29 protein-coding genes are annotated in these 25,606 nt (G+C 70.2%); 12 read left to right on the top strand and 17 right to left on the bottom strand.

Features of this window, described 5'->3' with window-relative positions:
* Genes H036_RS0114145 through H036_RS0114135 form a run of 3 tightly spaced genes read right to left on the bottom strand, consistent with a single transcriptional unit; the run spans position 1 to position 2,480 of the window.
* The gene (locus tag H036_RS0114145) at positions 1 to 219 is read right to left on the bottom strand and encodes a hypothetical protein (protein ID WP_017935451.1); all 219 of its coding nucleotides are present in this window, start codon (positions 217 to 219) and stop codon (positions 1 to 3) included.
* Positions 220 to 248: 29 nt separating this feature from the next.
* Positions 249 to 1,349, bottom strand: coding sequence for a fatty acid desaturase family protein (locus H036_RS0114140; protein ID WP_017935450.1), 1,101 nt, complete (start codon positions 1,347 to 1,349; stop codon positions 249 to 251).
* Between the two features lie 51 nt (positions 1,350 to 1,400).
* Positions 1,401 to 2,480, bottom strand: a complete 1,080-nt coding sequence (locus tag H036_RS0114135) for a ferredoxin reductase (RefSeq protein WP_017935449.1) — start codon at positions 2,478 to 2,480, stop codon at positions 1,401 to 1,403.
* A 130-nt stretch (positions 2,481 to 2,610) separates the two neighbouring features.
* On the opposite strand from H036_RS0114135, the gene H036_RS0114130 reads away from it, so the two are divergent.
* Complete coding sequence (locus H036_RS0114130) at positions 2,611 to 3,240, top strand: TetR family transcriptional regulator (RefSeq protein WP_017935448.1); 630 nt, start codon at positions 2,611 to 2,613, stop codon at positions 3,238 to 3,240.
* A 62-nt stretch (positions 3,241 to 3,302) separates the two neighbouring features.
* Here the strand turns inward: H036_RS0114130 and H036_RS0114125 are convergent, their stop codons facing one another.
* The 4 genes from H036_RS0114125 to H036_RS0114110 form a co-directional block, all read right to left on the bottom strand.
* Positions 3,303 to 3,977, bottom strand: coding sequence for an SDR family oxidoreductase (locus tag H036_RS0114125; RefSeq protein WP_017935447.1), 675 nt, complete (start codon positions 3,975 to 3,977; stop codon positions 3,303 to 3,305).
* A complete protein-coding gene (locus H036_RS0114120) occupies positions 3,974 to 4,942 on the bottom strand; it encodes a zinc-binding dehydrogenase (RefSeq protein ID WP_017935446.1) in 969 nt (322 codons plus the stop codon). The genes H036_RS0114125 and H036_RS0114120 overlap by 4 nt, the downstream gene beginning before the upstream one ends.
* Before the next feature lie 126 nt (positions 4,943 to 5,068).
* Positions 5,069 to 6,244 carry an NAD(P)-dependent malic enzyme gene (locus tag H036_RS0114115; RefSeq protein WP_017935445.1) on the bottom strand — a complete coding sequence of 392 codons (1,176 nt, stop codon included), beginning with the start codon at positions 6,242 to 6,244 and terminating at the stop codon, positions 5,069 to 5,071.
* Between the two features lie 181 nt (positions 6,245 to 6,425).
* Entirely contained in the window at positions 6,426 to 6,782 is a 357-nt protein-coding gene (locus tag H036_RS0114110; protein WP_269745927.1) for a S24/S26 family peptidase, read from the bottom strand.
* Positions 6,783 to 6,846: 64 nt separating this feature from the next.
* On the opposite strand from H036_RS0114110, the gene sodN reads away from it, so the two are divergent.
* The 4 genes from sodN to H036_RS0114090 all read left to right on the top strand — a co-directional run bounded on the left by sodN (position 6,847) and on the right by H036_RS0114090 (position 9,022).
* Positions 6,847 to 7,236: a superoxide dismutase, Ni gene (sodN, locus tag H036_RS0114105; protein ID WP_017935443.1), complete on the top strand. Its 390-nt coding sequence runs from the start codon at positions 6,847 to 6,849 to the stop codon at positions 7,234 to 7,236.
* Positions 7,237 to 7,410: 174 nt separating this feature from the next.
* Positions 7,411 to 7,758 carry a hypothetical protein gene (locus tag H036_RS0114100; protein WP_157417400.1) on the top strand — a complete coding sequence of 116 codons (348 nt, stop codon included), beginning with the start codon at positions 7,411 to 7,413 and terminating at the stop codon, positions 7,756 to 7,758.
* A 48-nt stretch (positions 7,759 to 7,806) separates the two neighbouring features.
* Positions 7,807 to 8,205 carry a hypothetical protein gene (locus tag H036_RS0114095; protein WP_017935441.1) on the top strand — a complete coding sequence of 133 codons (399 nt, stop codon included), beginning with the start codon at positions 7,807 to 7,809 and terminating at the stop codon, positions 8,203 to 8,205.
* Between the two features lies 1 nt (position 8,206).
* On the top strand, positions 8,207 to 9,022 hold the full coding sequence (locus H036_RS0114090; protein ID WP_017935440.1) for an RNA polymerase sigma factor SigF: 816 nt from the start codon (positions 8,207 to 8,209) through the stop codon (positions 9,020 to 9,022).
* Positions 9,023 to 9,051: 29 nt separating this feature from the next.
* Here H036_RS0114090 and H036_RS22930 read toward each other — a convergent pair whose 3' ends face one another.
* Entirely contained in the window at positions 9,052 to 9,345 is a 294-nt protein-coding gene (locus tag H036_RS22930) for a hypothetical protein (RefSeq protein WP_017935439.1), read from the bottom strand.
* A gap of 251 nt (positions 9,346 to 9,596) precedes the next feature.
* Between H036_RS22930 and H036_RS0114080 the strand changes: the two genes are divergently transcribed.
* Positions 9,597 to 9,851, top strand: a complete 255-nt coding sequence (locus tag H036_RS0114080; protein ID WP_017935438.1) for a WhiB family transcriptional regulator — start codon at positions 9,597 to 9,599, stop codon at positions 9,849 to 9,851.
* Between the two features lie 33 nt (positions 9,852 to 9,884).
* Here the strand turns inward: H036_RS0114080 and H036_RS0114075 are convergent, their stop codons facing one another.
* On the bottom strand, positions 9,885 to 11,366 hold the full coding sequence (locus tag H036_RS0114075; RefSeq protein ID WP_017935437.1) for a sensor histidine kinase: 1,482 nt from the start codon (positions 11,364 to 11,366) through the stop codon (positions 9,885 to 9,887).
* Positions 11,367 to 11,444: 78 nt separating this feature from the next.
* On the opposite strand from H036_RS0114075, the gene H036_RS0114070 reads away from it, so the two are divergent.
* Complete coding sequence (locus H036_RS0114070; RefSeq protein ID WP_232421873.1) at positions 11,445 to 12,218, top strand: DUF2785 domain-containing protein; 774 nt, start codon at positions 11,445 to 11,447, stop codon at positions 12,216 to 12,218.
* Positions 12,219 to 12,367: 149 nt separating this feature from the next.
* Here the strand turns inward: H036_RS0114070 and H036_RS26180 are convergent, their stop codons facing one another.
* The 6 genes from H036_RS26180 to H036_RS0114040 all read right to left on the bottom strand — a co-directional run bounded on the left by H036_RS26180 (position 12,368) and on the right by H036_RS0114040 (position 15,756).
* A complete protein-coding gene (locus H036_RS26180; RefSeq protein WP_369797015.1) occupies positions 12,368 to 12,442 on the bottom strand; it encodes a 50S ribosomal protein bL37 in 75 nt (24 codons plus the stop codon).
* An 88-nt stretch (positions 12,443 to 12,530) separates the two neighbouring features.
* A complete protein-coding gene (gene rsrA / locus H036_RS0114060; protein ID WP_017935434.1) occupies positions 12,531 to 12,815 on the bottom strand; it encodes a mycothiol system anti-sigma-R factor in 285 nt (94 codons plus the stop codon).
* Positions 12,812 to 13,555: a sigma-70 family RNA polymerase sigma factor gene (locus H036_RS0114055; RefSeq protein ID WP_017935433.1), complete on the bottom strand. Its 744-nt coding sequence runs from the start codon at positions 13,553 to 13,555 to the stop codon at positions 12,812 to 12,814. The genes rsrA and H036_RS0114055 overlap by 4 nt, the downstream gene beginning before the upstream one ends.
* Before the next feature lie 98 nt (positions 13,556 to 13,653).
* A complete protein-coding gene (locus H036_RS0114050; RefSeq protein ID WP_017935432.1) occupies positions 13,654 to 14,301 on the bottom strand; it encodes an alpha/beta hydrolase family protein in 648 nt (215 codons plus the stop codon).
* Positions 14,298 to 15,038 carry an SOS response-associated peptidase gene (locus H036_RS0114045; protein ID WP_017935431.1) on the bottom strand — a complete coding sequence of 247 codons (741 nt, stop codon included), beginning with the start codon at positions 15,036 to 15,038 and terminating at the stop codon, positions 14,298 to 14,300. The genes H036_RS0114050 and H036_RS0114045 overlap by 4 nt, the downstream gene beginning before the upstream one ends.
* Before the next feature lie 64 nt (positions 15,039 to 15,102).
* Positions 15,103 to 15,756 carry a hypothetical protein gene (locus H036_RS0114040; protein ID WP_232421872.1) on the bottom strand — a complete coding sequence of 218 codons (654 nt, stop codon included), beginning with the start codon at positions 15,754 to 15,756 and terminating at the stop codon, positions 15,103 to 15,105.
* A 298-nt stretch (positions 15,757 to 16,054) separates the two neighbouring features.
* Here H036_RS0114040 and H036_RS24500 point away from each other — a divergent pair, with 298 nt between their 5' ends.
* From H036_RS24500 to rsgA, 4 genes are read left to right on the top strand one after another with little or no spacing between them, the layout of a single operon-like run.
* Positions 16,055 to 18,580, top strand: coding sequence for a sigma-70 family RNA polymerase sigma factor (locus H036_RS24500; protein ID WP_051068691.1), 2,526 nt, complete (start codon positions 16,055 to 16,057; stop codon positions 18,578 to 18,580).
* Between the two features lie 37 nt (positions 18,581 to 18,617).
* Entirely contained in the window at positions 18,618 to 19,742 is a 1,125-nt protein-coding gene (locus tag H036_RS25745; RefSeq protein ID WP_017935429.1) for a DoxX family protein, read from the top strand.
* A gap of 37 nt (positions 19,743 to 19,779) precedes the next feature.
* Positions 19,780 to 21,072, top strand: a complete 1,293-nt coding sequence (aroA, locus tag H036_RS0114025) for a 3-phosphoshikimate 1-carboxyvinyltransferase (protein WP_017935428.1) — start codon at positions 19,780 to 19,782, stop codon at positions 21,070 to 21,072.
* Positions 21,073 to 22,080, top strand: a complete 1,008-nt coding sequence (gene rsgA / locus H036_RS0114020; protein WP_017935427.1) for a ribosome small subunit-dependent GTPase A — start codon at positions 21,073 to 21,075, stop codon at positions 22,078 to 22,080.
* Positions 22,081 to 22,083: 3 nt separating this feature from the next.
* Here the strand turns inward: rsgA and H036_RS24495 are convergent, their stop codons facing one another.
* Complete coding sequence (locus H036_RS24495) at positions 22,084 to 24,009, bottom strand: methyl-accepting chemotaxis protein (RefSeq protein ID WP_017935426.1); 1,926 nt, start codon at positions 24,007 to 24,009, stop codon at positions 22,084 to 22,086.
* A 100-nt stretch (positions 24,010 to 24,109) separates the two neighbouring features.
* Entirely contained in the window at positions 24,110 to 24,556 is a 447-nt protein-coding gene (locus H036_RS0114010) for a DUF2231 domain-containing protein (RefSeq protein WP_017935425.1), read from the bottom strand.
* Positions 24,557 to 24,751: 195 nt separating this feature from the next.
* Between H036_RS0114010 and H036_RS0114005 the strand changes: the two genes are divergently transcribed.
* Complete coding sequence (locus H036_RS0114005) at positions 24,752 to 25,606, top strand: inositol monophosphatase family protein (protein WP_017935424.1); 855 nt, start codon at positions 24,752 to 24,754, stop codon at positions 25,604 to 25,606.

Genomic DNA, 25,606 nt, shown 5'->3' with positions numbered 1-25,606 from the left:
TCAGTCCGACGCGTCGTCCGGGTCCGCGCCGTCCTCGGCCGCCCGTTGAGCAGAGTCACGCAGCTCGAACAGCTCGGTGGCGAGACCGCCGACCGAGGCGGCCACGTCGCGGACCGCGCCGGTCACGATGCTGGTGACCTCGCCGACCGTCGAGGCCATCGCCTCGACGGCACTCTGGAGGACGTCCTTGCGGATCTCGAGCTTGCTCAAGCGCGGCACTGTCACCTCTCCAGTCTCCACGCTCCGGCTCAAGCCGCCACTGCGCTGTCCGGAACGCGGTCGGGCTTCGCGGTCTTGCGCCCCGGCCGTCCCGGCAGCGCGAGCTTGACGATCTTGCCGAAGACGCTGCCGAGCTGGCGGTGCAACGGCCCGGTGTTGTACGGCAGGTCGTACTTCTCGCAGATCCGGCGTACGTCCTTGGCGATCTCGGGGTAGCGACGTGCCGGGATGTCGGGGAACAGGTGATGCTCGATCTGGTGGCTCAGGTTGCCGCTCATCACGTGGAAGAGCCTGCTGCCGGTGATGTTGGCCGAGCCGAGCAGCTGGCGGTAGTACCACTGCCCGCGGCTCTCCCCCTCGGTCTCCTCGATCGAGAACGTGGCGACCCCGGTCGGGAAGTGGCCGCAGAAGATGATGTTGAACGCCCAGATGTTGCGCACCAGGTTCGCGGTCGCGTTGCCGGCGAAGGTGAGCGGGAAGAGCGGCCCGGTCAGCGCCGGGAAGAGCAGGTAGTCCTTGAGCGCCTGCCGCTTGACCTTGCGCATGATGCCGCGATGCAGCGGCTTGTTGTCCGCGAAGGTACGCCGACCGGCGACCAGGTTCTCCACCTCCAGGTCGTGCAGCGCCACGCCCCACTCGAAGAAGACCATCAGCGCGAACGCGTAGAGCGGGTTGCCCAGGTAGTAGGGGTGCCAGGGCTGGTCCTCGTCCATCCGCAGGATGCCGTAGCCGATGTCGCGGTCCTTGCCGAGGATGTTGGTGAAGGTGTGGTGGATGTAGTTGTGGGAGTACTTCCACTGGTCGCTGGGGCACACGTTGTCCCACTCGTACATCCGGGAGTTGAGGCCGGGATCACCCATCCAGTCGTACTGGCCGTGCATGACGTTGTGGCCGATCTCCATGTTGTCGAGGATCTTCGAGACCGACAGGGCCGCGACGGCTGCCGGCCACAGCGGCGGCAGGTAGAACATCGTGCGGCCGGCGACCTCGAAGCCGCGCTGGTACTTCACGATCTTGCGGATGTAGTCCGCGTCCGCCTCGCCGAGGTCGGCGACGATCCGGCGGCGGATGGTGTCCATCTCGGCGCCGAACTCCTCGAGCTGCTCGGGCGTGAGCTTGATGGTGTGCATGAGCGGTACCTCAGTCCTTGGTCTTCGTCGCGCCGATGCGGGCGCGGAGCGTTACAGATCGATCGCGCAGTCGCCCTCGGGCGAGCTCACGCAGATCCGGATCTGCTCGTCGGGACGGTCAGAGGTCTCGCCGGTCAGCACGTTGCGGACCGTCCCCTCCGTCTTGGTCGCGGTGCAGCTGAAGCAGATGCCCATCCGGCAACCGAACGTCGGCTTCAGACCGGCTGCCTCGGCCTGCTCGAGGATGCTCTCGCCGGAGTTCTCGGCCTCTATGCCGGAGCGGTCGAATGCCAGCCGGCCCCCAGCCGTGCCGCTTGCCCGCGGCGGCTTGAAGTACTCCACCCGGAGCCGGTCGTTCGGCCCGTCGGCCTCGTACGCCGGCCGCACGGCCTCGACCAGACCCGCGGGTCCGCACAGCCAGGTGTCGACGTCGCGGAAGTTCGGGACGATCCGCTCCAGCTCCATCGGGGAGAAGTTGCGTCCGCCCTGCTCCGGATAGACGAGGTGGAGGTCGACGCCGTACCCGGTGGTGCTGATCTCCTCGAGCTCGGCACGGAAGATCTGATGCTCGGGCGAGCGGGCGTAGTGCACGAAGGTGACCCGGCCGCGGTGGGTGCGCAGCAGCAGGCTGCGCAGCATCGCCATCGCCGGAGTGATACCTGATCCGCCGGTGATGAACACGATGTGCTCGGGCACGGCCTCGGGCAGGACGAAGTCGCCCGCGGCCTGGGACAGGTGCACGACCTGGCCGACGGCGGCCTGCTCGACGAGAAAGCGGGAGACCTCTCCGTCCGGGTTGGCGCGCATCGTCACGGTGAACCGATCCCCCGGCCGGGAGCCGGCACTGGAGAGGGTGAAGCAGCGGGTGAGCCGCCGGGCGCCGGGGAGGTCCACCGACAGCTGGACGTACTGACCGGGCCGGTGCCCGCGCCAGGTGTTGGTGGGCTGGAAGGTCAGCGTCGCGACCGGCGGCTCGCCCGGCACGTCGACCTCATGGTGGATCTCGACGAGTCGGGCCCGCACCTCGTGGGCCGCCCACATCGGGTTCACCAGCTCCAGGTAGCGGTCGACCCCGTGCGGCGAGGCCAGGGCGACGGCTCTCGATCTCAGCAGGGTGCCGGCGATGCTCATCAGCGCCTCCTCTCATTCGGTGAACATGCGTACACCGAAACTATGTCGAGGATCGTACGTCGACGGCAATGCCCCCGAACGTGAGGCTGGCCACTTCGGTGTACATCCGTGCACCGGCTACGATGCCGCCGTGACCGAGACCCGTGCCGAGCAGAAGGAGCGCACCCGTCGGGCGATCCTCGATGCGGCGCTGGACCTCACCGAGGAGACCGGACTGGCCGGGCTCTCGCTGCGAGGCGTGGCCAAGCGGGTCGGCATCGTGCCCACGGCCTTCTACCGCCACTTCGACTCGATCGACGCGCTGGGCCTGGCTCTCGTCGAGGAGTCGCTGGTCTCGCTGCGCGCGATGCTGCGGGCCGTGCGTCAGCCCGACGGCGCCCACAGCCCGATCGGCATCGCCGACACCTCCGTGCGCGTCCTGGTCGAGCACGTGCACGCCCAGCGGGCACACTTCGGCTTCCTCGCCCGCGAGCGTGCCGCGGGCCCGGCGACCGTCCGGGACGCCATCCGCCGCGAGATCGAGCTCTGCGAGCTCGACCTGGCCACCGACCTGGCCCGGCTGACCGATGCCCGCACCTGGTCGGCGCTGGATCTGCGCGCCGCCTCCGGGCTCATCGTCACCCTGATGGTCACCGCCGCCGAGGAGCTGGTCACCGCGCGGCCCGATCAGGAGGAGACGATCGCCCAGACGGCCCGGACCCGGCTGCGGATGGTCCTGATCGGCGCGCTCAACTGGCGCTCGGGCCCACCCGTCGGCTGAGGCAACACCGAAGCACCGGGCGGCGGCCCTCGAGATCGTGGATACCGCTGGTCAGCCGCCGGTCAGCCGCCGGGGCGGATGGCGATCTCCGGCACGGTCGCGTCCCGCGGCAGGTCGATCGCGCTGAGGATGGCGTCGGCCACCGTCTCGGGCCGGATCCACCGACCGGCGACATACTCCTTGCCCTCCTGGCCGTGCACCTTCTCCTGCATCGCTGTCGCGGTGCGGCCTGGGAAGACCGAGGTGACCCGGATCAGCGGCTCCTCCTCGCGCAGCGCGTCGGCGAGGGCGCGCAGGCCGAACTTCGAGGCCGAGTACGCCGCCCACGCGGGGTTGGCGCGCAGTCCGGACCCACTGTTGACGAAGACGACCGTCGCCTGCGCCGCGCGCAGCCTCGGCAGCAGCGCCCTGGTCAGCAGCGCCGGTGCGACCAGGTTGACCGCCAGCTGGCTCTGCCAGGCCGAAGCTGTCAGCTCGGCGACCGGGCCGAGCTCGACGACACCGGCCGCGTGCACCACGCTGTCGAGTCGCTCGGGCCATGCGTCCAGGTCGCCGATGCGCTCGAGCGCGTCGGCGTCGCCGAGATCGGCGAGCACCTCGATGCAGCCCGCCGGCGCGCGGCCGGGAGTCCGGACCAGCGCCCAGACCTGGTCACCGCGCGCCAGCAGCCGCTGCGCGACGACGCTGCCGATCCCGGAGCCCGCTCCGGTGACGAGGTGGTGGACAGGCTGGCTCATCGGGTCAGCACGATCTTGCCGAAGACCTCGCCGGAGGCCATCGCCTCGAAGCCGTCCCGCGCATGCTCCATCGGCAGCACCCGGTCGATCAGGGGCTTGGAGCCGGTCGCGTCGAGCAGCGAGACCAGCGAGGCGAGCTCGGTGCGCGAGCCCATCGTGGAGCCGATCACCCGCAGCTGGAGGAAGAAGATGTGGGTCAGCATCGCGTTGTCGACGTCGGGGCCCGACGTCGTACCGCTGATCACCAGCGCGCCGCCCGGCCGCAGCGAGCGGATGGAGTGCTCCCAGGTCGCCTTGCCGACGGTCTCCATCACCGCATCGACCTTGCCCGGCAGCCGCTCCCCGGAGGCGAAGACCTCGTGCGCCCCGATCTCCAGCGCGCGGGCGCGCTTGGTCTCCTCGCGCGAGGTCGCCCAGACCCGCAGACCGGCTGCCCGCGCCAGCGTGATCAGGGCGGTGGCGACACCGCCACCGGCGCCCTGTACCAGCACCGAGTCGCCGGCCTTGAGTCCGCCCTGCGTGAAGAGCATCCGGTACGCCGTCAGCCAGGCCGTCGGCAGGCAGGCGGCCTCCTCGAAGGAGTAGCCCTCGGGCAGTGGGATGGCGTTGCGCCGGGGAACGATCACCTTGTCGGCGAACGTGCCCTGGTGCAGCTCGGAGAGCAGCGACCGCTTGGGATCGAGGGTCTCGTCCCCGACCCAGTCGGGGTGGCTGATCACGGCGTGCACCACGACCGGTCGCCCGTCCTCGTCGATCCCGGCCGCGTCGCAGCCCAGGATCATCGGCAGGCGATCCTCCTTGAGTCCCTGGCCCTTGAGGGACCAGAGGTCGTGGTGGTTGAGGCTGGCGGCCTTGACCGTGACGGTGGCCCAGCCATCGGGCGCGACCGGGTCGGGGCGCTCCCCCACCACCAGCCCGCTCAGCGGTTCCTCGCGACTGATCTTCTCGGCGTAGACGGCGAACATGCGCTCCAACCTAACAATGTCGAGGGGTCACTTCTCGCGGGTCGAGAGGTCACCTTCGGTCCGTTGAGTGGCCGCGCGAGGCGACACGTGACTCTTCAACCCGCGAAAGGTGACCTCTCGGCGGGCTCAGCGGCGGGCGACGCCGTCACGACGAGCCGCGTCGCCGACAGCCGCCGCCACCGCCGGCCCGACCCGCGGGTCGAACGGCGCCGGGATGATGTAGTCCTCCGCGAGATCCTCGCCGACCAGGTCGGCCAGCGCCCGCGCGGCGGCCAGCTTCATCCCCTCGGTGATCGCGGTGGCCCGTACGTCGAACGCACCTCGGAAGATGCCGGGGAAGGCCAGCACGTTGTTGATCTGGTTGGGGAAGTCGGACCGACCGGTGGCAACCACCCGGGCGTGCTGGTGCGCCACGTCGGGGTGGATCTCGGGGTCCGGGTTGGCCATCGCGAAGATGATCGCCTCGTCGGCCATGGTGGCCACGATCTCCGGGTCGACGGTGCCGCCGGAGACTCCGACGTACACGTCCGCGCCGGCCATCACCGTGGCCAGATCGCCGGTCCGGCCGGTGCGATCGGCCGTGACGGCTGCCAGCGCCCGCTTCGAGGGCGTCAGGTCCTCGCGCGAGGTGTGCAGGACGCCCTTGCGGTCCAGCACGGCGAGGTCCTTGATGCCGTACTCGAGCAGGATCTTGGCCACCGCCACGCCGGCCGCCCCGGCGCCGGAGATGACGACACGGGCCTCCTCGGGCGTGCGGCCGGTGAGCTTGAGCGCGTTCTCCAAGGCAGCAAGTGTCACCACGGCGGTGCCGTGCTGGTCGTCGTGGAAGACCGGGATCTCGAGACGCTCCTTGAGCCGGTCCTCGATCTCGAAGCACCGCGGCGCGGAGATGTCCTCCAGGTTGATGCCGCCGAAGCTCGGCGCCATCCTGATCACGGTCTCCACGATCTCGTCCACGTCGGTGGTGTCCAGGCAGATCGGGATGCTGTCGACCCCGCCGAACTCCTTGAACAGCACCGCCTTGCCCTCCATCACCGGCATCGCCGCGGCCGGGCCGATGTCGCCCAGGCCGAGCACGGCAGTGCCGTCGGTGACCACCGCGACGGTGTTGGGGACCCAGGTGTAGATCTCGGCGAGCTCGGGCTGTTCGGCGATGGCGGTGCAGACCCGGGCCACGCCGGGCGTGTAGGCCTTGGACAGGGCTTCGCGGTCATGGACCGAAGCGGTGGCGGCGATCGCCATCTTGCCGCCGACGTGCAGGTCGAAGACGGGGTCGCCGGCGAAGGGGTGGGTGTCAGTCATGGGAGCGCAACTTCTCGTATCTCGGGCGGGCGGGAACGGCATCGCGCGAAGGGTCGGGCGCGGAACGATCACGCCCCGAGAGGGTCGCCCCCGGGGTTCGCGTCAGTCTGGCATACCTCGGCAGGCGCCAGCAGCGCCGATCCTGATGGTTGGTATCGCGTGGGTCACACCAACGACGGCATCACAGCGGCCGCGGCATCGGCCACAACCGAGCCACCGGTACGGCGAGGACGTCGGCGTGCCCGACCACGCCACGGTGCCGCGAGTCCACTCCCTCCGCGGCGTTGTCGCTCAGCAGCCACCAGCCCGCCTCGCCCGTACGCGTCTGTCTCTCCTCGACAGCACGCTTGACCGCGATGGTGCCGTCCGCGAAGCGCGCGACTACCAGGCCGCCGGCCTTCGGCGTACGTCGGTAGGAGACGAGCAGAAGATCACCGGCGTGCAACGTGGGCTGCATCGATGCGCCGACCACGCGGGCAAGGCCCAGGAGGGGACGGTTCTGTCGAGGAGTGGGTACCCGTGAAGGACGCTGCGACACCCGAGTAGTGTCGCAGTCAGGACGATCCGTTCGACGACGAAAGAGGACCCGCATGTTTGCGCGCATGTTCGCCCCCACGCTCGAGGTCTCGGCCCACTGCGACCTTCCCTGTGGCGTCTACGACCCGGCCCAGGCCCGCATCGAGGCCGAGTCGATCAAGGCCATCATCGCCAAGGTCGGTGACAGCGACGACCCCGACTTCCGCACCCGCGCGGTGATCATCAAGGAGCAGCGCTCCGAGCTGGTCAAGCACCACCTCTGGGTGCTGTGGACCGACTACTTCAAGGCTCCGCACTTCGAGAAGTACCCCCAGCTGCACACCCTCTTCAACGAGGCCACCAAGCTGGCCGGCGCCACCGGCACCAAGGGCACCCTCGACGGCGCGGTCGCCGACCAGCTGCTCGCGAAGATCGACGAGATCGCCGAGATCTTCTGGGAGACCAAGAAGGCCTGACACGAGCGCCCAGGTCGCTGACCTGGGCAGACTCGCCACCGACGCCGCTGCTGTCCGGTATGTCCGAAACATCGGACCTACCGGACAGGGCGGCGTCGCTGCATCTCGACATCTCATACGCGACGCGGCACGCTGCAAGGTTTCATCCAGGTGGCTGCCGGGAAGGCTGAGCGCGTGACTTCCCGAACCCGCGGCATCCTGGTCGCCTTGATCCTTCCCGCCACCATGAGCCTCGCCCTGGGTGCGTGCGGCAGCAGTTCCTCGAGCGGCCGGCCGAGCACGGACGACATCTCCGACTCCCTCCAGCACGGCAAGGCAGCCAGTCTCTTCGACAGCGGCACCGCCATCCCCGCCAAGACCGCCGACTGCATGGCCAAGGCGCTGCACGACTCGAAGCTGTCCGACAAGACGCTCGAGGCGTTCGTCAAGGGCGACAAGGACTACAAGGGCTCGAAGGCCGACGCGACGGCCCTGAGCGACCTCGGGACCACGATGAGCAGCTGCGTCACCGCCGCGAAGTAGGTGACCGCACAGGTGTGGCCACAGTCCGGATAGGGAAGGATGGCGGCCATGTCCCACCCCTCACGTCGTGCCGACGTCGAGCTGCGGCTGCCCGCCGACTCGGCCTACGTCTCGGTTCTCCGCACCACCAGCGCCGGGTTGGCCGCGCGGCTCGACTTCACCCTCGACGACATCGAGGACCTGCGCATGGCCGTCGGAGAGGCCAGCGCGATGGTGCTGGAGGCTGCCGACGATGGCGTCGATCTCACCACGGAGTTCTGGCTCGAGCAGCAGGCCATCACCGTGCGGGTCTCAGCTCCGGGAGTGACGCCTGAGCTGGCGGCCGAGGAGGACTTCGCCTGGCAGGTGCTCACGACGCTGGCTACCGAGGCATCGGCCACCAGCGCCGGCGGATCCTTCGCCATCACCCTGCTCCTCAGCGCCGCGCCGCTGGAGACCGGCGCCTGAGATGTCCACCCACTCGTCTCGGGCACAGGACGCCGCCGACGTCCCGCGCAGCGCGGCCGTCGAGGAGACCCGGCGCCGCAGCGCGGTGCTCTTCTCGATCCTGCACGGCACGGACTCGGTGGCCGAGCGCCAGCAGGCGCGCGACGATCTGATCGGGCTGCACCTGCCGCTCGTCGAGCACTGTGCACGCCGCTTCCGCAACCGCGGGGAGCCACACGAGGACCTCGTGCAGGTCGGCACGATCGGCCTGCTCAAGGCGGTCGATCGCTTCGACGCCGAGCGCGGCGTGGAGTTCTCGACCTACGCGACGCCCACCGTGATCGGCGAGATCAAGCGCCACTTCCGCGACAAGGGTTGGGCGATCCGCGTCCCGCGCCGCCTGCAGGAGCTGCGACTCCAGATCGGCACGGTCAGTGGTGAGCTCACCCAGTCGCTGGGCCGCTCGCCCACGCCGCGGGAGCTGGCCGACCGGATCGGCTGCACGGTCGAGGAGATCGTCGAGGGCCTCGAGTCCGGAAACGCCTATGCGACCCTGTCGCTCGATGCTGGAGAGGGCACCGAGGACGGCGGTTCGACAACGATGCTCGACGCGATCGGCGCGGAGGACGAGCACCTGCAGCACGTCGAGATCCGCGAGTCGATCAAGCCGCTGCTGGACGCCCTCGACACCCGCGAGAAGAACATCCTCATGCTGCGCTTCTTCCGCAACATGACCCAGTCGCAGATCGCCGAGGAGGTGGGCATCTCGCAGATGCACGTCTCCCGGCTGCTCAATCGGACGCTGCTGCACCTGCGCACCGCGCTGGACCAGGACTGAAGGTCCCCGCAGTGACGGCCGGTGACGGCTCAGGACAGCTCGTCGGCCGAGAGCGCCTCCATGCTGGCCGGGTGCAGCACGCACCCGAGTGCTGCCAGGGCGACGACCGCCAGCACGATCGCGACCGAGACGTTCGAGTGCCGGGAGTCCCACGCCAGGCCCAGCGTGATCAGCTGGGTGAGCACGATCGGCGCACGCGACCACGAGCGCAGCTGCCACAGTCCGTAAGCGCAGACCCCGAGCGCGACGCCGTAGGCCAGGAAGAAGATGGCGGTGCTCACCGACATCGTCGAGACGTGCACCAGGACGAGCACAGCCCACACAGCGAGAACAACACCCTGGAGTGCAACAAGGACAGCGGCTACAGTCAGGAACACGGGGCGGGGCACCGCGCCAGCCTACGAGCAGATCCTCGCGGTGAGGAATCCCACCCCGCCAGCCCTTGTTTAACGCTCCAATAGTTGGAATCCTTGGGTCTGCGCGTGTGAAGGCGTTCACACAATTACGCCCGCGCGCAGATGACGGCACTGATCGTGCCCACCCACACGTTGTAGGAAGTAGGGATCCCCCGGCCATGGATTGGCGCCACCGTTCGGCTTGCCTCGACGAAGACCCGGAGCTGTTCTTCCCCATCGGGAACACCGGCCCCGCGATCCTTCAGATCGAAGAGGCGAAGGCAGTCTGCCGCCGCTGCGACGTACGCGAGCAGTGCCTCCAGTGGGCGCTCGAGGCCGGACAGGACCACGGTGTCTGGGGCGGCCTCTCCGAGGACGAGCGTCGCGCGCTCAAGCGCCGCAACGCCCGCTCTCGCGTGCGCTCCACCGTCTGAGCACTCCTCTCGCTCGTCCCGACTCCGGTCGGGTCACATCTCCAGCGGTACGTCGATAGCGACGCGCGCTCCGGGTCCCTCGACGCGTTGCGCCATGCGCAGCGTGCCCTTGAGCTCGGACTCCACCAGCGTCTTCACGATCGACAGCCCGAGGTTGGTGGACCGCTCCAGGTCGAAGCCCTCGGGCAGACCGCGGCCCTGGTCCTCGACGGTGATCAGAAGCCTGCCCTGCGGCCGGCTCACCCTCACCTCGACCCGGCCGACGCCCTCGGGTGCGCCGCCGGCGTAGCCGTGCTCGACGGCGTTCTGGAGGAGCTCGGTGATCACCATCGCCAAGGCGGTGGCCATCTCGCTCGGCAACGACCCGAACGACCCGTCGCGGCGTACTCGCACGGGTGTGCCGACAGCCGAGACCTCGGTGACCATCGTGCTGAGCCGGTCGGCGATCTCGTCGAAGTCGACCCGTTCCTCAACGGCCTGCTGGCTGAGCGTCTCGTGGACCAGTGCGATGGAGCCCACGCGGCGCACGGCCTCGTCCAGGGCCGCCTTCGCGCTCGGCTCACCGATCCGGCGTGCCTGCAGTCGGAGCAGTGCGGCGACGGTCTGAAGGTTGTTCTTCACCCGGTGGTGGATCTCACGGATGGTCGCGTCCTTGGTGACCAGCTCGCGGTCGCGGCGGCGCAGGTCCGTCACGTCCCGGACGAGCACCAGCGCGCCGATATGGCGGTCCTGGGGCCGCAACGGGATCGCGCGCACGATCAGCGAGACGCCCTGCGACTCGATCTCGGTGTCTCGGTAGGCCCGTCCGCCCAGCACCGCGCTCAGCGTCTCCTCGTCAGGGCGGTCACGCGGCGGGACGAGCTGCCGGGTCAGCTCAGCCAGGGAGTTTCCGGTCAGATCGCCGGAGAGCCCCAGCCGACGATAGACGGAGAGCGCGTTGGGGCTGGCGTAGTCGACCACGCCCTCAGCGTCGACACGCAGGAAGCCGTCGCCGACCCGCGGCGTGTCCGCGTGGTCGCTGCGCTGGCCGGCCGACGGGAACTGCCCGCCAGCGATCATCTGGGTCAGGTCGGACGCGGTCTGCAGATAAGTCAGCTCGAGCCGGCTCGGCGTACGGACGCCGAGCAGGTTGGTGTTGCGGCTGACCACCGCGATGACGCGATGATGACGCCGTACCGGGATCGTCTCCACCCGCACCGGCACGTCCTCGCGCCACTCCGGGTCGCCCTCCCGGACGAGCCGGCCCTGTGTCAGCGCCTCGTCGAGCACCGGTCGGCGCCCCGAGGGCAGGAACGTCCCCACCACGTCGTCGACGTACGCCGTGGGACCGGTCGTCGGGCGCATCTGACCCGCCGCCCAGAACCCCCTGCCCTCCCGGTCTGGCAACCACAGGACGAGGTCGGCGAAGGACAGGTCCGCCACGATCTGCCAGTCCGCCATGAGCAGCTGCAGCCAGCTGACGTCATCGGCATCCAGATCCGTGTGGCTGCGGGCGAGCTCGGGCAACGAGGGCACGGCGCCACGATAGATGTCTGGAACAATGGCCCTATGTCCGGGTCATATTGGGAAGCAGTGCGTGAGACGGGGCTGAGCGTGCCCTCCGACCGCCCGCTGGACGAGCTCACCGCTGAGCTGACCCGCATGCTGGGCGACGCCGATCCCGACATCCGAGACGGCCTGGCCTATCCGGCCCTGTCCGCCTGGATCGCGCAGGGTGTGTACGACGACCTCCTCACCGGGCTCGGCGACGGCATGGCCGCCGGTCTGGTGGTCGGACTGGGCGAGGCCGGCTCCGACACCGTCTTCCGGCGCAGCTTCTCCGCGCTGGTGCTGCGCGAGTGCATCGCCCGCGACAACGACCGTCCACTGGTCCCCGGCGGCAAGGTGCTGGAGTGGGGCGACCGGGTCGCCACGTGGATGCTGCGCGAGCGTGACCTGCGCGGATTCGTGCCGGGCAAGGGCTGGGCGCACGCGGTCGCTCATGGCGCCGATGCACTGGGCACACTGGCGGCCTCGCCGCACGTGGCCACCCCCGAGCTCACCGTGATCCTGGACGTGATCGCCGACCGGGTGCTGGCGGAGGTGACAACGGCGTACGGGCAGGGTGAGGCGGACCGACTGGCCCGCGCCACCGTGGCAGTGCTGCGCCGCGACCTGGTGCCGCTCAACGTGGTCGAACGGTGGGTCGCGCGGATCGGATCGTCCACTGCCATGCCTGCCGCCGACGCGGGCAACGCCGAGGCGTTCTTGCGGGCCCTCTACCTCCAGCTCGCCCTCGGCCCCAACCCGCCAGAGGTCCGAGCCGACCTGCTGTTGACGCTGGTCGACGTGCTGCGTCGCCGCAACCCCGACCTCCGCCGCCGCTGAGGCGGCGGCGCGCGGCGCGGAGCATTCCAGCTCTCGGGCTGGGGCGGGGCGGCCGGGCGAGGGACGCCGAGGGGCAGGCCTCCTGGCGCGCACGGAAATGCAGCGAGCCCCTGGCCGGAAGGCCGGGGGCTCGGGTGCTTGAGTTGCGCTCAGGCGTTGGGGCGCTTGCCGTGGTTCGCGCCCTTCTTCCGTCGAGCGCGGCGCTTGCGGCCGGTCTTGCCCATGGTGTCCTCCTGGATCGATACGTCGCCCACGAAGGGCAAGGGCCAGTCTCTCAAATCCACCCGCAGAGGGCGAATCTGGGGTGAGACGTCAGACCTCAGTGATCTCCACGCGGACCTGCTGCAGCCGCAGCATGATCTTCGCGCGCAACTCCCCTGGAGCGGCCTCCGAGCACGAACGCGCCACCACCTGCTTCACGGTGCGCTGCAGGTCATACTTCGCCAAGCAGGGGTTGCACGAGTCGAGGTGCTCGCGCACCGCCGAGCAATCCGCCTCATCGAGCTCGTTGTCGATGAAGTAGACGATCTGCTCGAGGTAGTCGGCGCACTCCGCAGCCGACAGCTCAACATCGTTCTGGGCGCGGTCCTGGCTCATGACGCTCCCCCGTCGCGACCGGCGGCGAGCAGGTCGTTGGTGTGGACGTAGTCGGACAACAGGTCGCGCAGCTGACGCCGGCCCCGGTGCAGTCGTGACATCACCGTGCCGATCGGCGTCTCCATGATCTCGGCGATCTCCTTGTAGGCGAATCCCTCGACGTCGGCGAGGTAGACCGCGAGCCGGAACTCCTCGGGCAGCCGCTGCAGCGCGTCCTTCACCTGGGAGTCAGGGAGGTGCTCGAGCGCCTCGGTCTCCGCTGACTTCAGGCCGTGTGAGGTGTGCGACTCGGCCCGCGCGAGCTGCCAATCCTCGACGTCCTCAGACATCGACTGCTGCGGCTCGCGCTGCTTCTTGCGGTAGCTGTTGATGAAGGTGTTCGTGAGGATCCGGTAGAGCCAGGCCTTCAGGTTGGTGCCGGGCCTGAACTGGTGGAAGGAGGAGTACGCCTTGGCGAACGTCTCCTGCACCAGGTCCTCGGCGTCGGCCGGGTTGCGCGTCATCCGCATGCCGGCGGAGTAGAGCTGGTCGAGGAACGGCAACGCGTCTCGCTCGAACCGCAGCGCACGCTCCGCATCGGTCTCGGTGGCCGCGTCCACAGCCACCGAGTCGGCCGCGCTCCCATCGTGGGAGAGCCCGGCAGTCAGGTCATCGAAGGTGTCACTCATCGTGGTCAAGCCTACGCGGCCGGAACCGGTCTCGGTGGTCGTCACCGAAGGGCGGTCGAGGCAAGCGATCATGTTTGTTCCAACAGCGCCCCCACGCCGGTCATTCCCCAGCACGTCGCCAAGCGTTCATCCCGCCTCTCGAGGGTGTGGGCGCCGTGGCTGCACGATCCTCAGGTGCGGGCGCCGATGACGTCGCGGACCAGCCACTCGAGCGTCGACTCCACCAGGATGGCGTTCGCCTCCTCCTGGCTCAGCGGCCCACGCTTGGCGACCTGCAGCGAGTGGTCGGCTCCGGGTACGACGACGAGATCCATCGACCCCAGCTCGCCGGGGAACTCGTCCGGGCGTCCCATCGGGTCCCGCTCCCCCTGGATCACCAGCGTCGGCACGCCGGCACCCTCCAGCTCCTGGGCTCGGCTCTTCTCCGGCTTGCCCGGCGGATGCAGCGGGAAGGCCAGCGCCAGGCAGCCCGCAGCGCCCAGGCCCTTCGCGGTGCGGGCCGCAGACCGAGCGCCCGCCGAACGCCCGCCGATGACCAGCGGGGTGCGGGTGCGCAGATGGTCCACCGCAGCGGTCAGCCCCGCGTCCAGGGTGGCCGGCGGCGATGCGACCCGCCGTCCGGCCACGCGCCAGGGCTGTTCGAAGAGCATCACGCTGACGCCCTGCGCCGGGAGCGCCGAGGCCAGTGCCTGCAGGTCGTCGGTCTCGATCCCGTTGCCTGCGCCATGGCTGAGCAGCACGGTGGCGATCGTCGAGCGTGCTCGGCGGGTCTCCAACCGGCCCTCGCCGTACGGCGTGGCGATCATCTGGGTGCTCACAGCAGCGACTCCTCCAGCGGCAGGGGCTTGACCAGCTCGGGTCCGTTGTTGCGCACGTTGCTCACCATCGGCCCCACCGGGTAGGCCTCGAGAAGGCCTGGCGAGGCGGGCTCCAGGAGCTCGACGTCTGCCGGGTGGAGGGGGTCGAGCCAGGCATCCCACCGGTCCCGCGCGACCATCAGCGGCATCCGGTCGTGGATCCGGCCGAGGTCGTCCTCGGCGGTGGTGGTGATGACGGTGCACGTCCAACGCCACGCCGCAGGGTCGTCGTCGGCCAGCGCCCGGTCGTGCCAGATCTCGTAGAGGCCCGCCATCGCGAGCACTCCGCCGTCACGCGGGCGGATGAAGAACGGCTGCTTGCGCATCTTGCCCTTGGCATCGGTCTGCGACGTGGCGTACCACTCGAAGTAGCCGTCGGCGGGCAGCAGGCAACGGCGCGCGGCGAACGCCTTGCGGAAGGCCGGCTTGTCGGCGACCGACTCCATCCGAGCGTTGATCATCCGCGATCCGATGCCGGGGTCCTTGGCCCACGACGGGACCAATCCCCAGCGCAGCGTGCGCAGCTGTCGCTGCTGTGACCGGCCCTCCCGAGGCGGACGCTCCACCACGGCGTACACCTCGTCGGTGGGTGCGACGTTGTACGACGCCGGCAGGCGCGCGGTGATGTGTGTCTCGGCGACATCGAACTCGTCGACGAGATCATCAACGTCCCGGCTGGACGCGTAGCGGCCGCACATGGGCTCAGCCTAGGCGCTTCGCGCTCGGCCTCGGGGCACACGCGTGCCACGCCCGTCCGATCGCTCAGGCTCTGGCGAGCTCGTCGAGCAGGCTCACCGCTGAGGCATCGGTCCGGGGTAGACCCTCGATCCAGACGCGCTCGGTCTGCGAGGCGACCATCCGGCGAAGCAGTGCGACCCTTCCGGCCAGCGCCTCGTCTCGGGGCGCGATCACGACCACCTTGCTGTAGCCGATCTGACCGATGGTCTCACTGCCGGCGAAGACCGAGCGCGCGGTCTGGCCGAGCAGGGTCAGTCGACGGGCCGCGGAGATGGGGTCGAGAGCCTCGCCGACGTCGGTGACGACGAGGGCGTGGCTGCGACTGACGGCGGCGCCATCGATGCCGAGGGCGTCGACCACTGCATCGCGGTACAGCTCACCGATCCGCTCGCGGAGGTGCGCGTGGGTCGAGAGTCCGGTCAGCGGGTCGGCGCAGGACAGCCCGTGCAGATAGGCCAGCACCGACTCACTCCAGGCGAGCGAGAGGGCATGGGACTCCGCGAACAGCGGCTCGCGGCCAACGACGAGCTGGGTGGTGGCGCGCAGTCCTTCCAGGCTCTCCCCGAGGGAGGTCCCGCGCTCCGCCTGCGTCCGACCCACCACCCAGCACGCATCGACGGACGAGATCCCGGCGACCAGTGCCTCCCCTACTGCCTCGAAGTCGGGTGCCAGCAGCACCCGCGTCTCCTCGGTCAGCTCTGCGCCGTCTTGCCGGAGGCCGGTGGATGTACGCGAACGCGCGAAGAGACCCACGATGCCTTCTCTCGTCCTTTCAAGGGGTACGGCTCCGATGCGCCGTGCGATGATGGGACGTACAACCGACCGGATCATGACGCTAGCTGTCGGACCTTTTTTGCGGAAAATTTCAGGGCGGCGTTCGGTGACGGTCCAGCGCGGGACGAGGGCCGTCAGAACGGGGGCGACGAAATGTGCGCGATTGCCGTCATGATCCGCTCCCTCGTACGTCTATGTACTCGTGAGTGATGTGCATCCCCGCCAGCCCGACGAGCTAACTCCGCTTGACGAGCCTAGCGACGCCGAGCTGATCTCTGCTGTTCGCGGCGGGGAACTCGAGGCCTACGGCAAGCTCTTCGAGCGCCACGTCGACGCTGCGCGGCGCCTCGCTCGCCAACTTGTCTCGGCGGGCGACATGGATGACCTCGTCTCGGATGCGTTCGCCAAGGTGCTCTCCGTGCTGCAGCGCGGCGGCGGCCCCGACATCGCGTTCCGGGCCTACCTGCTGACCTCGCTGCGCCGTCTCCACGTCGATCGGATGCGCGCGGGCGCACGGCTGACAACCACCGACGACCTCTCGTCGTACGACCCGGGCGTGCCTTTCGAGGACACGACCGTCGCCGGCTTCGACAACGCCGCGGCGGCCAGGGCGTTCGCGTCCCTGCCCGAGCGCTGGCAGCAGGTGCTGTGGCACACCGAGGTCGAGGGCCAGAAGCCGGCCGAGATCGCCCCGCTGCTGGGCATCAGCGCCAACTCGGTCTCCGCGCTCGCCTATCGGGCACGCGAGGGACTGCGCCAGGCGTTCGTATCGATGCACGCCCAGGATGCGACGGACGACGCCTGCGCCGTTGCTCGTGCCACCATGGGCGCCTACCTGCGTGGTGGTACGTCCCGCCGCGACGCCGCCAAGGTGGAGGAACACCTGGGCGGCTGCCGCGAGTGCAGCGGCATCTACCTCGAGCTGGCCGAGGTCAACAACGACCTGGGCGCCGTGCTCGCGCCGATGCTGCTCGGCTCGGCCGGTGCGAGCTACCTCGCCGTCGCACACCTCGGCGTCGTGGGCACCGCCAAGGGCAGTGTCCTGGTGGTCTTCGACCGCACCAAGGATTGGGTCCTGCACCACCCCGCCGGCCGGATCGCCGCCGGTGCCACCGGCGCCGCGGCCGCCGTCGCAGTGGTAGCCGCGGTCGCGCTCGGCCAGGGTGGCTCGACGCCCGTCGCCGACGACCGCTCCCCGTCCTCTCCGACGAGTCCGAGCGTTGCGCCGCCGGCATCCGATGCAGGCACCGCTCCTTCCCGCCCGCCGAAGACGAGCGCGCCGCGCCACAGCGGGTCGACGGCGCCGAAGACCGCACCTCAGGCCGCGACGACGACCGCACCGACTACCGCACCGACGACCGCACCGAATCCGGCCGCCGGTTCGACGCCGACGACCGCGGCGCTGACACGGGCCAATCCCGTGATCCGTACGCCGCTGCGACCCGTTGAGGCGCGTGCCGCCGCAACGCCCGTGACGTTCTCGCTGACGAAGGGTGCGGTCGACCCCGACGGCGATCCGCTGCACGTGCAGTCGGCCCGGGTCGTTCCGCGCGCGCACGGCTCCGCCACGATCGGCTCCGTCTCGGCCCGCAGTCGCACCTCGCGTCCGCCCGCCGCTCGCACGTCGGTCTCCCTGGTCGCGGATACGGCCGCGCGAGTTGACGCCGCCAGCACCGTCACCTACACCCCCGATGCGGGCTGGCGGGGCACCGACACCATCGCCTACGTCCTCGCCGACAGCCACGGTGGCACCGTCTCCGGCTCGGTCAAGGTGATCACTCCGGACGCACCGCCCGTCGTGCAGGCTGACACCGTCCGGGTCGCGGGCACGTGGCTGAGCAGCGGTACGTCGACACGCGTCGACGTCCTTGCCAACGACCACGACGAGAACGGCGACGCTCTCCGGGTGAGGGCTCTGACCAAGCCGTCCCACGGCACGGCGACGCTCTTCAACGGGGCTGTCCGCTACGCCCCCGCGGTCGGCTACACCGGACCGGACTCGTTCCGCTACACCGTCGGCGACGGCCACGGCGGCACCGCGACCGGGACCGTCGACATCGCCGTGGGCGCGTTGCCCGACCGCCTGCCGAAGGCGCGATCGACGAGCACCAGTGTCGCGTTCGGCGAGTCGCTCACCCTCCACCTGGGCGAGCTCGCGACCGATGCCGACGGCGATGCCCTCACCTTCGCGACGAAGAACCTGCCCGCCCACGGCTCGCTCAGCGTCTCCGACGACGGCACCGCGACCTACCACCCGGCGAGCGGGTTCTCCGGCCAGGACTCGTTCCGCTACTCGGTCTCCGACGGGCGCGGCGGCTCGGCGACGGCGACGATCGGCGTCACTGTGCGCCAGCCGGTCTCCGATCTCAAGCTGTCGCAACTGGCTGCCGACGTCTCCGACTACGAGCACGTCCGTCTGGTGGCGGGCGGCATCCCCGACGGCCGGACCGCCACTCTGCACCTGCACGTCGACGGCATCACCGGCTGGGCTCCCGGACAGGCCCACTCGCTCGGCAGCAACGTCTCGGGGTGCACCGTGCCCGACTCGCCGAGCGGAAGCCTCGACCTGACCTGCACCGTGAACGGGGACGGCGAGATGCTGCACCTCGACTTCGACTTCGCCGACGGCTGGAGCGTGGACGCCTCGATGACGCCGGACGACTTCACCGACAGCGACTCCACGAACAACGCCTTCCACCGCGACGCGAGCACCCCGCTGGGCAGTTGAACGCATACCCCCGGCGGTTCTCGGTAACCGGCCGGCCATGACCATCAGCCGCACCATCGCGCGTCCTCTGCTGGCCTCGATCTTCGTGGTCGGCCCGATCAACACGTTGCGGAACTCGTCCGGCGCCGCCAAGAAGGCCGAGCTCGTGACGGATCCGCTCATCCGCCTGGCACAGCGTGCCGGCATACCGATCCCGCAGAACCCGGAGACGCTGGTCAAGATCAATGCCGGCGTCCAGCTGGCTGCGGGTCTCTGCCTGGCGACAGGTCGGTTCCCGCGGCTCTCCGCCGCCGTACTGGCCACGTCTCTGGTGCCGACGACGGTCGTCGGTCACGACTTCTGGAACGAGTCGGACCCCGCCGTACGCCGCCAGCAGCAGATCCAGCTGGCCAAGAACCTCTCGCTGCTGGGCGGGCTGATCATCGCCGCCGGCGACACCGACGGGAAGCCCGGCGTCGCCTGGCTGGCGAAGCACGCCGTCGGCGACGTCAAGCGCGAGATCGGCCACAAGGCCAGCACTGCCAAGCTCGAGGGCAAGGTCGCCGCGCTGGAGGCCGAGGTCGGCGTGGGTGCCCTCGGTACGGCTCTGGTCGCGGCCGGCCAGCACGCCAAGGACGCGATCGTGGATGCGGCCCACCAAGCCGCGACCTCGGACACCACGCAGAACCTCGCGGATCGGGCCAGCGACCTGGCCAGCAGCCTGGCTGAGACCGCCAAGGAGCGTGGCCCCGTCGTGGCGGCGGCTGCGCGGGACCAGATCGCCTCCTTCGCCCAGGCAGCTCGCGACGAGGCCGGCCCGGTGATCGAGGACTGGGGCAAGCAGGCGAAGAGCACGTCGAAGGATCTGCGCAAGCAGGCCAAGAAGGCTGCCAAGGACGCCCGCAAGAACGCCACCCCCGTCATCGAGGACTGGCGCAAGCAGGCCAAGAAGGCTGCCAAGGACGCCCGCAAGAACGCCACCCCCGTCATCGAGGACTGGCGCAAGCAGGCCAAGAGCACGTCCAAGGACCTGCGCAAGCAGGCCAAGAAGGCGCAGAAGCAGGCCCGCAAGCAGGCTCCGGTCGTTGCTGCAGCGGCACGCGAGCAGGCCGCCGCCGTCGCCGAGGCCGCACGCGAGCAGGCAGCCGCCGTCGCCGACGCGGCGAAGGCCAAGATCGCCTGAGGGGGGACCAGGGGTCGGGTCTCGGTAGGCTGCGGTCGTGAAGCAGCCACCGATCGCCGACCCCTGGCCGGCACCTCGCGCCACCGCGCCGATCTCGGCGGCGGTCGCGCTGCCCGGGAGCAAGTCGCTGACCAACCGCGCTCTGCTGCTCGCAGCCATCTCCGATGGCCCCTCGGCGGTCGCGCGGGCGCTGCGCTCACGCGACACGCTGCTGATGGCGGGTGCGCTGACGGCGCTGGGAGCGCACGTCGACACCGCGGGCGCCGACTGGGTGGTCACGCCCGGTGTCTTCGCCGGTGACGCTGTCGTCGACTGCGGACTCGCTGGCACGGTGATGCGGTTCGTGCCGCCCGTGGCGGCACTCTCGACCGGCACGGTCGCCTTCGACGGCGACGAGCACATGAGGCAGCGGCCGATCGGCGAGATCCTGGGCGCGCTACGGGCCTTGGGCGTCGAGGTCACCGGAGGCGCCCTGCCCTTCACGCTGCACGGCGGTGGCTCCGTGGCCGGCGGCACCGTCGTGGTCGACGCCTCTGCCTCGAGCCAGTTCGTCAGCGCGCTGCTGCTGGCCGGGGCTCGCTACGAGCGCGGCATCGACGTACGCCACAGCGGCGCGCCGGTGCCCTCGCTCCCCCACATCGAGATGACCATCGACATGCTGCGCGAGCACGGTGTCTCGGTCGACGACTCCGAGCCCGACCGTTGGACCGTGTCACCGGGACCGGTCAAGGCCGTCGACCGGGCGATCGAGCCGGATCTGTCCAACGCCGCGCCCTTCCTGGCGCTGGCGGCGCTCTCCGGCGGCCGCGTCGTGGTCCGGGACTGGCCGCGCACGACCACCCAGCCCGGCGACGACCTGCGCACGATCCTGGCCGCGATGGGATGCGTGGTCGAGTACGTCGAGGAGGGCCTCTCGGTCACCGGCCCCCCGGATGGCACCCTGCTCGGCCTGGAGATGGACCTGCACGACGTGGGTGAGCTGACCCCCGCGATCGCCGCCCTGTGCGCGCTCGCCTCGACGCCGTCCCACCTGACCGGCATCGGCCACATCCGTGGGCACGAGACCGACCGGCTCGCCGCGCTCGCGCGCGAGCTCGGGTCGCTCGGAGCCGACGTGACCGAGGAGCTCGACGGTCTGGTGATCCGGCCGGCGAGGCTGCACGGCGGCGTCTTCCACACCTATGCCGACCACCGGATGGCACACGCCGGCGTGATCATCGGCGCCGCCGTGGACGGCGTCCTGGTCGAGAACGTCACCACCACCAGCAAGACGTTCACGGACTTCGCGCCGTTCTGGGCAGCGCAGTTCGCCGCAACGCAGGAGGCCTGATTGAGCCGCGGCTACTCGGAGCAGGACGTCGAGCACTACGACCGGCCACGCCGGCGTGGCACCCGACCCCGCACCAAGGAGCGGCCGAGCTTCGACGACGCCGTCGAAGGCGTCGTGGTCACCGTCGACCGGGGCCGCTTCACCCTGCTGGTCGCCGGCATCCAGGTCTGGGCTGTCAAGGCCCGCCCGCTGGGCCGCAAGGGCGTGGTGGTGGGCGACCGGGTCCGGGTGGTGGGTGACGTGTCGGGAGTCGACGGGGCGCTGGCGCGGATCGTCGCGGTCGAGCCCCGGGCGACGATCCTGCGGCGTACCGCCGATGACGACGACCCCATCGAGCGGGTCATCGTCGCCAACGCCACCCAGCTCGTGGTGGTCACCGCGCTGGCCGACCCGGAGCCGCGTCACGGGCTGATCGACCGGGCGCTGGTCGCTGCGTACGACGCAGGGCTGTCCCCGCTGCTCTGCCTCACCAAGGCGGACCTGGCCGACCCCGAGACCCTGCTCTCGACGTACCGTGCGCTGGGGGTCCCCTGGGTGGTCACCCAGCGTGGTGGCGACCTCAGCGCCCTGCGGGAACGGCTGACCGGTCACGCCAGCGTGCTGCTCGGGCACTCCGGCGTCGGCAAGTCGACCTTGGTCAACGCACTGGTGCCCGATGCCCACCGGGAGACCGGTGTGGTCAACGCCGTGACCGGCCGGGGCCGGCACACCTCCACCTCGGCGCTGATGCTGGCGCTGCCCGATCCTGGGCCCGATGGCGAGACCAGCTGGATCATCGACACCCCCGGCATCCGCTCCTTCGGCCTGGCCCACGTGGAGCCGGAGCACCTGATCGAGGCGTTCCCCGACCTGGACGAGATGACGGAGGAGTGCCCCCGCGGCTGTACCCATGCCGCCGACGAGCCGGAGTGCGGCTTGGACGAGGCGGTCGAGCGCGGCGATGCCGACCCCGAGCGGGTCGCCTCCTTCCGACGCCTGCTCGACGCCCGCTCGGTCTCGCCGTACTGAGGCTCAGAGCCGGAAGTGGCCCACCAACTCCTTGAGCTCACCGGCCATCGAGGTCAGCGTCGTCGCCGAGTCCAGGGTGTCCTGAGCCCCTGACTGGGTCTCGGCTGCCGCCCGGGCCACCTGGGTGGCGTCCTCGGCGATGCTGTTGGCGCCGTTCGCCGCATCGGTGACCGAGCGCGCGATCTCGTTGGTGGTGGCCGTCTGCTCCTCCACCGCGCTGGCGATGGTGCCGGTGATGTCGTTGATCTGGGCGATCACGGTGGTGATCTCGGTGATCGCCTGCACCGCATCGGTGGTGCTGCCCTGGATCGCCGCCACCCGCGAGCTGATGTCCTCGGTCGCCTTGGCGGTCTGACCGGCGAGTTCCTTGACCTCGTTGGCGACCACCGCGAAGCCGCGGCCGGCATCGCCGGCTCGGGCCGCCTCGATCGTCGCGTTCAGCGCCAGCAGGTTCGTCTGTGCCGCGATCGAGGTGATCACCTTGATCACCTTCCCGATCTCGGCGCTCGCCTCGCCCAGGGAGGCGACCGTGTCCTGGGTGCTGCCGGCGATGCCGACCGCCTGCGTCGCCACCGTGGAGGCGTCGGTCGCGTTGCGGGCGATCTCACGGATCGAGGCCGTCATCTCCTCGGCCGCCGTGGCCACCGTCCGAATCGAGGCGGAGACCTCGACCGACGCACTCGATGCGGTCGAGGCGCGGTCGGTGGTCTGCGCGGCGCCGTCGTCCATGCCCTGCGCGACGACGGTGAGCTGGCCGGCAGCCACGTTGAGCGCATCGGCGGTCTCGTTGATCCTCGTCAGGGAGGACCGGAAGGCGCTGACCAGCTCGTTGAGCCCGGCACCCATCTGCCCCAGGTTGTCGGCGCCGAGCACCTCGGTGTGCGAGGCCAGGTCCCCGGCCGCGACCTGACGCACGAAGACCAGCAGATCGTCGACCCGGTCCTGGGTCGCTGCCGTCTCGGCCCGGCTCCGCTCGGTGTCGAAGGAACGTTCCATCGCGTCCGAGATGATCTGGGCGATGCTGCGGATCGCCGCCTTGCGCTGCGCCGAGAGCAACAGCTCGTAGTCGAAGGCCACCTCGATCGCCCCGACGACCTCCCCGTGGGTGGTCACCGGGAACGCCAGCGCCGACTTCACGCCTGCCTCCGCAGCCTCTTGGGCGCCGGCCCAGTCGGCGTCGGTCGCCGCGGCGACGTCGGGGATGTAGAAGAGGTCGCGGGTGGCCCACGCCTTCCCGCAGAGGCCATCGCCCTTCGCCCACTGCACGGCGGCGTCGAGCTCGCGGCCCTGCTCCCGGATGCCGGGAACTCCGGCATCCTGGACCGCCGTCATCAGGCCGGCCTCGTTGACCGCCCAGTAGGCGAGGTAGGGCAGCCGCCAGTGCGTCGCGAGTACGTCGAGGACGTGCTGCATGGTGCTCTCGCGGGCGTCGCTGCCGACCAGCCCGGTCAGCAGCGCGTTGGCCGTGGCCGCGTCCGCCTCGGCGTCGGCGGCCGTCCGCTGCGCGGCGAGCTGGTCGGTGATGTCGACCGCCGTGCTCAGCGCACCGTGGTAGCGGCCGTCGCGGTCGTGGATCGGCGTGAACGAGACCTTGAGGGTACGCCCGTCGACCTGGGACTGGACGGTGTGCGGCATCCGAGCGGGGTCTGCGACGACGTACGCGAGCTCGGGGTTGTCGGGCAGCACCTCACGGAAGTCGAGGCCGACGACGGCTGACAGCGACACCGACCGCCCGGTGATCGCCGCGATGTCGCGCAACGCGACAGCGTTGCCGTGCAGCACGCGGTAGTGCGGGTCGAGCACGAAGGCGCCGACACCCATGGCATCGACTGTGCCGTAACCGAGGGCGGCCGCCCGGTCGACGAAGTCCGTCGAGGCCGGTCGCGCGGGGCGGTCGAGGGCGGATTCGGCACCGAGGTCGACGGTCACAGGAGCAGTTCCTTTCGGGCACGAACGACTGAGCGCTCGCCCCATCGGCCGAAGGGCGTGTGATCTGACCCACGGCGCTAGAAAGTTAAGCGAACAGCCCTCACTGCGCCCAGGCGGCTTCTGCGCCGGCGTGGCCGGTGAGCACCACCAGGACGCCCACTCCCACAGCACCGACCACCAGCAGCACAGAGCCGAGCCAGAGCACGGGCATGGGCAGCTTGCCTCGCAGCACCGTCATGATCACCGCGACCGCGGCCAGCGTGTACGTCGCGACCGCCAGCTTGCCGGCCAGATCCTCGTGATGCTGGATGCGCTGGGCCAGCACCCCCGAGATCTGGGAGAACCGGTCGTGCTTCAGCGAGTCGCCGCTGGCGCTGGTGAACCACATCAGCACCGCCGAGACGACACCCATGCCCGCGAGCGGCCAGCGCAGTCCGTCGCGCCAGCGAGGCCTGAGATAGGCCAGCGAGAGCACCGCGAGCACCGGGAGCGCTACCACGGTGGCGTGCACGATGAGGGGATGGAGCGGAAGGCCGTCGACGGTCATGAGTTGAATCTTGCACGTCTCGCCTGACAAAGCCCTGAGCACACGGCGTCCGATCGGCCCAACCTCGAGGGAGCCGGCGCGACGCTCGGACGATCGGGGATGCGAGCGCGGGTGCGAGCGCGGCTGCGAACGAAGAACGAGCTCGCGCGCTGGCCGTGAGCGCGGCAGTCAGCGTGAAGCGCCTAGGCTGAGCAGGTGGCCACCGACTACACCGACGACCTGCGTCTGGCGCATCTCCTGGCCGACGACGCCGACTCGATCAGCTCCGACAGGTTCAAGGCGCTTGATCTGCACGTCATGACCAAGCCCGACCTGACCCCGGTCAGCGACGCCGACAAGGCGGTCGAGGAGGCGATCCGCCGCACCCTCTCCCGGGTGCGCAGCCGGGACGCCATCACCGGCGAGGAGGAAGGCTCCTCCGGCACGTCGGCGCGCCGGTGGATCATCGATCCGATCGACGGCACCAAGAACTACGTGCGCGGCGTGCCGGTATGGGCGACGCTGATCGCGTTGGCCGTCGAGGACGAGGTCGTCCTCTCGGTGGTCTCGGCTCCGCAGCTCGGCCGCCGGTGGTGGGCCAGTACCGGCAACGGCAGCTGGACCGGCAAGTCGCTGATGAAGGCGAACCGCAACCAGGTCTCCGACGTACGCCGCCTCGAGGACGCCTCGCTGGCCTACTCCTCGCTCAACGGCTGGGAGGAGCGGGGGCGCCTCGACGACTTCCTCGCCCTGATGCGGCGCTGCTGGCGCACCCGCGGGTACGGCGACTTCTGGTCCTACATGCTGCTGGCCGAGGGCGCCGTCGACATCGCCTCGGAGCCGGAGCTCGCGTTGCACGACATGGCCGCCCTGGTCCCGATCGTGATCGAGGCGGGCGGGCGGTTCACCTCCCTGGACGGCACCGACGGCCCGTGGGGCGGCAACGGGCTGGGGACCAACGGCCACCTGCACGATGCCGCCCTCTCGTTCCTGGGCACGGTGCCGGACGGCGACGACCCGGACTGGCCCAGCCACGGTCCCGGTTCGGTGACGCCGCTACGCCGCCCCTAA

It is taken from the genome of Nocardioides sp. Iso805N (assembly GCF_000364605.1).
GTDB lineage: Bacteria > Actinomycetota > Actinomycetes > Propionibacteriales > Nocardioidaceae > Nocardioides.
Note: the sequence above shows the minus strand (reverse complement) of the source record. Positions and strands in the feature narration are given on the sequence as shown.

Coding starts and splice junctions, on each gene's coding strand:
- H036_RS0114080 (WP_017935438.1), top strand. CDS start 9,597: ATGGATTGGCGCCACCGTTCGGCTTGCCTCGACGAAGACCCGGAGCTG.
- H036_RS0114010 (WP_017935425.1), bottom strand. CDS start 24,556: ATGACCGTCGACGGCCTTCCGCTCCATCCCCTCATCGTGCACGCCACC.
- H036_RS0114045 (WP_017935431.1), bottom strand. CDS start 15,038: ATGTGCGGCCGCTACGCGTCCAGCCGGGACGTTGATGATCTCGTCGAC.
- H036_RS0114135 (WP_017935449.1), bottom strand. CDS start 2,480: ATGAGCATCGCCGGCACCCTGCTGAGATCGAGAGCCGTCGCCCTGGCC.
- H036_RS0114055 (WP_017935433.1), bottom strand. CDS start 13,555: ATGATCGCTTGCCTCGACCGCCCTTCGGTGACGACCACCGAGACCGGT.
- H036_RS0114115 (WP_017935445.1), bottom strand. CDS start 6,244: ATGACTGACACCCACCCCTTCGCCGGCGACCCCGTCTTCGACCTGCAC.
- sodN (WP_017935443.1), top strand. CDS start 6,847: ATGTTCGCCCCCACGCTCGAGGTCTCGGCCCACTGCGACCTTCCCTGT.
- H036_RS0114095 (WP_017935441.1), top strand. CDS start 7,807: ATGTCCCACCCCTCACGTCGTGCCGACGTCGAGCTGCGGCTGCCCGCC.
- H036_RS0114090 (WP_017935440.1), top strand. CDS start 8,207: ATGTCCACCCACTCGTCTCGGGCACAGGACGCCGCCGACGTCCCGCGC.
- H036_RS25745 (WP_017935429.1), top strand. CDS start 18,618: ATGACCATCAGCCGCACCATCGCGCGTCCTCTGCTGGCCTCGATCTTC.
- H036_RS0114125 (WP_017935447.1), bottom strand. CDS start 3,977: ATGAGCCAGCCTGTCCACCACCTCGTCACCGGAGCGGGCTCCGGGATC.
- H036_RS0114140 (WP_017935450.1), bottom strand. CDS start 1,349: ATGCACACCATCAAGCTCACGCCCGAGCAGCTCGAGGAGTTCGGCGCC.
- H036_RS0114120 (WP_017935446.1), bottom strand. CDS start 4,942: ATGTTCGCCGTCTACGCCGAGAAGATCAGTCGCGAGGAACCGCTGAGC.
- rsrA (WP_017935434.1), bottom strand. CDS start 12,815: ATGAGCCAGGACCGCGCCCAGAACGATGTTGAGCTGTCGGCTGCGGAG.